The 5702-nt window shown below is 61.6% G+C and carries 5 protein-coding genes; all 5 read left to right on the plus strand.

The window, feature by feature from the left end; translation table 11 throughout:
- Positions 1 to 948, plus strand: a 948-nt coding sequence (locus ABZE94_RS19855; protein WP_372877708.1) for an ABC transporter substrate-binding protein, incomplete at its 5' end; no start/stop codon positions are given.
- A gap of 1 nt (position 949) precedes the next feature.
- Positions 950 to 2023, plus strand: coding sequence for a microcin C ABC transporter permease YejB (locus tag ABZE94_RS19860; RefSeq protein WP_372877709.1), 1074 nt, complete (start codon positions 950 to 952; stop codon positions 2021 to 2023).
- A 1-nt stretch (position 2024) separates the two neighbouring features.
- Positions 2025 to 3044, plus strand: a complete 1020-nt coding sequence (locus tag ABZE94_RS19865) for an ABC transporter permease (protein ID WP_372877711.1) — start codon at positions 2025 to 2027, stop codon at positions 3042 to 3044.
- A gap of 1 nt (position 3045) precedes the next feature.
- Entirely contained in the window at positions 3046 to 4659 is a 1614-nt protein-coding gene (locus ABZE94_RS19870; RefSeq protein ID WP_372877713.1) for an ABC transporter ATP-binding protein, read from the plus strand.
- 30 nt (positions 4660 to 4689) lie between these two features.
- A complete protein-coding gene (gene fabI / locus ABZE94_RS19875) occupies positions 4690 to 5484 on the plus strand; it encodes an enoyl-ACP reductase FabI (RefSeq protein WP_372877715.1) in 795 nt (264 codons plus the stop codon).
- Positions 5485 to 5702 lie beyond the last annotated feature (218 nt).

The following is a 5702-nucleotide window of genomic DNA, read 5'->3' on the forward strand; positions in this document are numbered from 1 at the left end:
CAGCTGATCAAGGAAGAGATCGACAACCACAACCCCACCGGCATGCAGGGCTTCATTTTCAACACCCGCCGCCCGCTGTTCCAGGACAAACGGGTACGCGAGGCGCTAGGCCTGCTGTTCGACTTCGAATGGACCAACCGCCAGCTGTTCAACGGGGCCTATACCCGTACCCGCAGCTATTTCGACAACTCCGAACTGGCCTCCAGCGGCCTCCCCAGCGCCGATGAGCTGAAGCTCCTCGAACCGCTGCGCAGCATGATCCCGGCGCAGGTGTTCAGCGATGAATTCCGCGTGCCCGTCACCGACGGCAGCGGCATCATTCGCGAACAGCAGAGGCGCGCCTATCAACTGTTGCAAGAAGCCGGCTGGCGCATCGAAGGCGACCAGATGCTCGACGCCGAAGGCGCGCCGGTCAGTTTCGAGTTCCTCCTCGCCCAGACCGAATTCGAGCGCGTGCTGCTGCCGCTCAAGCGCAACATGGCCGATCTCGGCATCGAGCTGGTGATTCGCCGGGTCGACGTCTCGCAGTACATCAACCGCCTGCGCTCGCGGGATTTCGACCTGATCGTGGGCGGTTTTGGCCAGTCCAACTCACCGGGCAACGAGCAGCGCGAATACTGGCACTCCAGCAGCGCCGACAACCCCGGCAGCCGCAACTTCATCGGCCTGAAAGATCCGGCCATCGACCAACTGGTCGAAGGCCTGATCAACGCCGATTCACGGCAAAGCCTGGTCGCCCACACCCGGGCACTCGACCGGGTGCTGTTGTGGGGCCATTACGTCATCCCCAACTGGCACATCAAGACCTGGCGCGTGGCCTACTGGAACCGCTTCGAGCATCCGAAAGTCACCCCCAAATACGACATCGGCCTGAATACCTGGTGGGCTCGCCCGCAACAGGAACCCGCCGCCACGGACAACGCCACAGCCGCGAGCACGGAGCAATAAGATGCTGGCGTATATCTTTCGTCGCCTGTTGCTGATCATTCCCACGCTGTTCGGCATTCTGCTGATCAACTTCATCATCATCCAGGCCGCCCCGGGCGGGCCGGTGGAACAGATGATCGCCAAGCTGGAGGGCTTCGAAGGGGCCACCAGCCGCATCGCGGGCGGCGGCGCCGAAGTGGCGGTCGCCGGCTCCAACTATCGCGGCGCCCAGGGCCTCGACCCGGAGCTGATCGCCGAGATCGAGCAACTGTACGGCTTCGACAAACCGGCTCCCGAGCGCTTCTGGATCATGCTGAAAAACTATGCCCGTTTCGATTTCGGCGAAAGTTTCTTCCGCGACGCGGAGGTGATCGACCTCATCATCGAAAAGATGCCGGTGTCGATCTCGCTCGGGCTGTGGAGCACCCTGATCATGTACCTGGTCTCGATTCCGCTGGGCATCGCCAAGGCCACCCGCCATGGCAGCGCCTTCGATGTCTGGACCAGTTCGGCGATCATCGTCGGCTACGCGATTCCCGCCTTCCTCTTCGCCATTCTGCTGATCGTGGTGTTCGCCGGCGGCAGCTACTTCGACTGGTTTCCGCTGCGCGGCCTGACCTCGAACAACTTCGACGAGCTCAGCCTCGGCGGCAAGATCCTCGACTACTTCTGGCACCTGGCCCTGCCCGTGACCGCCTTGGTGATCGGCAACTTCGCCACCCTGACCCTGCTGACCAAGAACAGTTTCCTCGACGAAATCAACAAGCAGTATGTGGTCACCGCCAGGGCCAAGGGCCTGAGCAACAACGGTGTGCTTTACGGCCACGTGTTCCGCAATGCCATGCTGATCATCATCGCCGGCTTCCCGGCAGCCTTTATCGGCCTGTTCTTCACCGGCTCGCTGTTGATCGAGGTGATTTTCTCCCTCGACGGTCTTGGCCTGATGAGTTTCGAGGCGGCGATCAACCGCGATTATCCGGTGGTCTTTGGCACCCTGTTCATCTTCACCTTATTGGGGCTGGTCGTGAAATTGATCGGTGACATCACCTATACCCTGGTCGATCCGCGCATCGACTTCGAAAGCCGGGAGGGTTGAGATGACGCTCTCCCCCCTCAATCGACGGCGCTTCGAACTGTTCAAGGCGCACAAACGCGGCTGGTGGTCGCTGTGGATCTTCCTTGCCCTGTTCGGCCTGAGCCTGGGCGCCGAACTGATCGCCAACGATAAACCGCTGGCCGTACGCTATGACGGCGAATGGTATTTCCCGGTACTCAAACGCTATCCAGAAACCGTCTTCGGCGGCGAATTCCCCCTGCAAGCCAACTACAAGAGTCCCTACATCCAGGAGCTGATCGAGCAGAAAGACGGCTGGATGCTCTGGCCGCTGATCCCCTTCAGCTATTCCAGCATCAATTACGAGCTGCAAGTACCCGCACCGGCACCGCCATCGCACGCCAACTGGCTGGGTACCGACGACCAGGGGCGCGACGTCATGGCCCGGGTGATCTACGGCTTCCGCATCTCGGTGCTGTTCGCCCTGATCCTGACCGTGCTCAGCTCGATCATCGGCGTATTCGCCGGTGCCCTGCAGGGCTTCTACGGTGGCTGGGTAGATCTGGTCGGGCAGCGTTTTCTGGAGATCTGGTCGGGCCTGCCGGTGCTCTACCTGCTGATCATTCTCGCCAGCTTCGTCCAGCCGAATTTCTGGTGGCTGCTGGGCATCATGCTACTGTTCTCCTGGATGAGCCTGGTCGATGTGGTGCGCGCCGAGTTCCTCCGCGGCCGTAACCTGGAGTACGTACGCGCCGCCCGCGCCCTGGGCATGGAGAACGGCGCCATCATGTTTCGCCACATCCTGCCCAACGCCATGGTATCGACCATGACCTTCATGCCCTTTATTCTCACCGGCGCCATCGGCACCCTGACCGCGCTGGACTTCCTCGGCTTCGGCCTGCCGCCGGGCGCGCCTTCGCTGGGCGAACTGGTCGCCCAGGGCAAGTCCAACCTGCAGGCGCCCTGGCTCGGTATCAGCGCCTTCAGCGTGCTGGCGCTGATGCTCAGTCTCCTGGTGTTTATCGGCGAAGCGGCACGCGATGCCTTCGATCCGAGGAAATAAGATGACCCGATCCGATACCCTTATCGAAGTGCGTGACCTGGCCGTCGAATTCGCCAGTGGCGACTCCAGGCAGCGCGTGGTCGAAGGCGTCAACTTCACGATCCACCGCGGCGAGACCCTGGCCCTGGTCGGCGAAAGCGGCTCAGGCAAATCGGTCACCGCCCACTCGATCCTGCGCCTGCTACCCTACCCCCTGGCCCAGCATCCGAGCGGCAGCATCCATTATGCCGGGCAAGATCTGCTCACACTCAGCGAGAACAAACTGCGCAACATCCGCGGCAACCGCATCGCCATGGTCTTTCAGGAACCCATGACCTCGCTGAACCCGCTGCACTGCATCGAAAAGCAGATCAATGAAGTGCTGACCCTACATAAAGGTCTGACCGGCAAAGCGGCCACCGCGCGGACCCTGGAGCTGCTCGAGCTGGTCGGCATCCCCGAGCCGCACAAGCGCCTCAAGGCCTACCCCCATGAGCTCTCCGGCGGCCAACGCCAGCGCGTGATGATCGCCATGGCCCTGGCCAACGAACCGGAACTGCTGATCGCCGACGAGCCGACCACCGCGCTGGACGTCACCGTGCAGCTGAAAATCCTCGAACTGCTCAAGGATCTGCAGACGCGCATGGGCATGGCGCTGCTGCTGATCAGCCACGATCTCAACCTGGTTCGACGAATTGCTCATCGCGTATGTGTCATGCAGCAGGGAAAGATCGTCGAACAAGCGTCGTGTGATCAGCTGTTCCATGCGCCGCAACATCCCTACACCCAGGAACTGCTCGGTGCCGAGCCGCGCGGTGAGCCGGTGGCCAACCCGGCCGGCGAAGCGCTGCTGGAAGTCGACGATCTGCGCGTCTGGTTCCCGATCAAGAAGGGCCTGCTGCGCCGAACCGTCGATTATGTGAAAGCGGTGGACGGGATCAATTTCAGCCTGCCCCAGGGCCAAACCCTGGGTATCGTTGGCGAGAGCGGTTCCGGCAAGTCCACCCTGGGTCTGGCAATCCTGCGCTTGATCGGCAGCCAGGGCGCCATTCGCTTCCAGGGTCAGGCTCTGGATGGGCTGACGCAGCATCAGGTCCGGCCGTTGCGCCGACAGATGCAGGTGGTCTTTCAGGACCCCTTCGGCAGCCTGAGCCCGCGCATGACGGTGGGCATGATTGTCGGCGAGGGTCTGCGCATTCATGGCATGGGCACGGCGGCGGAACAGGAACAGGCGATCATCGACGCACTTTTGGAGGTAGACCTGGACCCGGATACCCGGCACCGCTACCCCCACGAGTTTTCCGGCGGGCAACGCCAGCGCATTGCCATTGCCCGCGCACTGGTGTTGAAACCGGCGCTGATACTGTTGGACGAGCCGACTTCGGCGCTCGACCGTACCGTTCAGAGCCAAGTAGTGGAGTTGCTGCGTTCATTGCAGGCCAAGTACAACCTGACTTACCTGTTCATCAGCCACGACTTGGCGGTGGTTCGTGCGATCAGCCACCACCTGATAGTGGTCAAGGAAGGTCAAGCGGTCGAACAAGGCCCGGCAGCTGCGATCTTCGCAGCGCCACAGCATATTTATACCCAGCAGTTGCTGGAAGCCGCCTTATTGGCTCCCGGCACTGCTGACTAAATCCTTAAAGCAGGAAGAGGAAGAGCACACATGGGTTTTCTAAGCGGTAAGCGCGTACTGATCGTTGGCGTTGCCAGCAAACTGTCCATTGCCTCGGGCATCGCCGCGGCCATGCACCGTGAGGGCGCCGAACTGGCCTTCACTTACCAGAATGAAAAACTCAAGGGTCGCGTCGAAGAGTTTGCCGCCAGCTGGGGCTCCGGTCCCGAGCTGTGCTTTCCCTGCGACGTCGCCAGCGACGAGGAAATCGCCGCGGCGTTCGAAGCCCTGGGCAAGCAATGGGATGGCCTGGACTGCATCGTCCACTCGGTCGGTTTCGCCCCCGGCGACCAGCTCAATGGCGACTTCACCGATGTCACCACTCGCGAGGGCTTTCGCATCGCTCACGACATCAGCGCCTACAGCTTCGTCGCCCTGGCCAAGGCCGGTCGCGAGATGATGCGAGGCCGTAACGGCAGCCTGCTGACCCTCTCCTACCTGGGTGCAGAACGCACCATGCCCAACTACAACGTCATGGGCATGGCCAAGGCCAGCCTGGAGTCCGGCGTACGCTACCTGGCAGGCAGCCTCGGTCCGGAAGGCACTCGGGTCAACGCCATCTCCGCCGGCCCGATCCGCACCCTCGCTGCCTCGGGAATCAAGAGCTTCCGCAAGATGCTCGCCGCCAACGAGAAGCAAACTCCCCTGCGCCGCAACGTGACCATCGAAGAAGTCGGCAACGCCGGCGCCTTCCTCTGCTCCGACCTGGCCTCGGGCGTCAGCGGTGAAATCATGTATGTCGACGGCGGCTTCAACACCACCGCCATGGGCGCCATGGAAGATTGATTGCCTCGCCATGAATAGGGTCTGTTGCCATCTCGTAGTCGCGAAACGGCAACCGACACTAATAAAAAAGGCCGCTTATAGCGCAATGCTGTTCACTTAAGCGGAGCAGCTTTGCGGTCAACTGGGTAGCGGGTCTTGGACATCTTCACCGTCCTGGGCGTCGATGGCCTGGGGCGTTTTTTTATGAATAGCAGGCCGATACTGCCGCGTAAATCCGC

It is taken from the genome of Pseudomonas sp., assembly GCF_041601375.1.
Taxonomy (GTDB): domain Bacteria; phylum Pseudomonadota; class Gammaproteobacteria; order Pseudomonadales; family Pseudomonadaceae; genus Aquipseudomonas.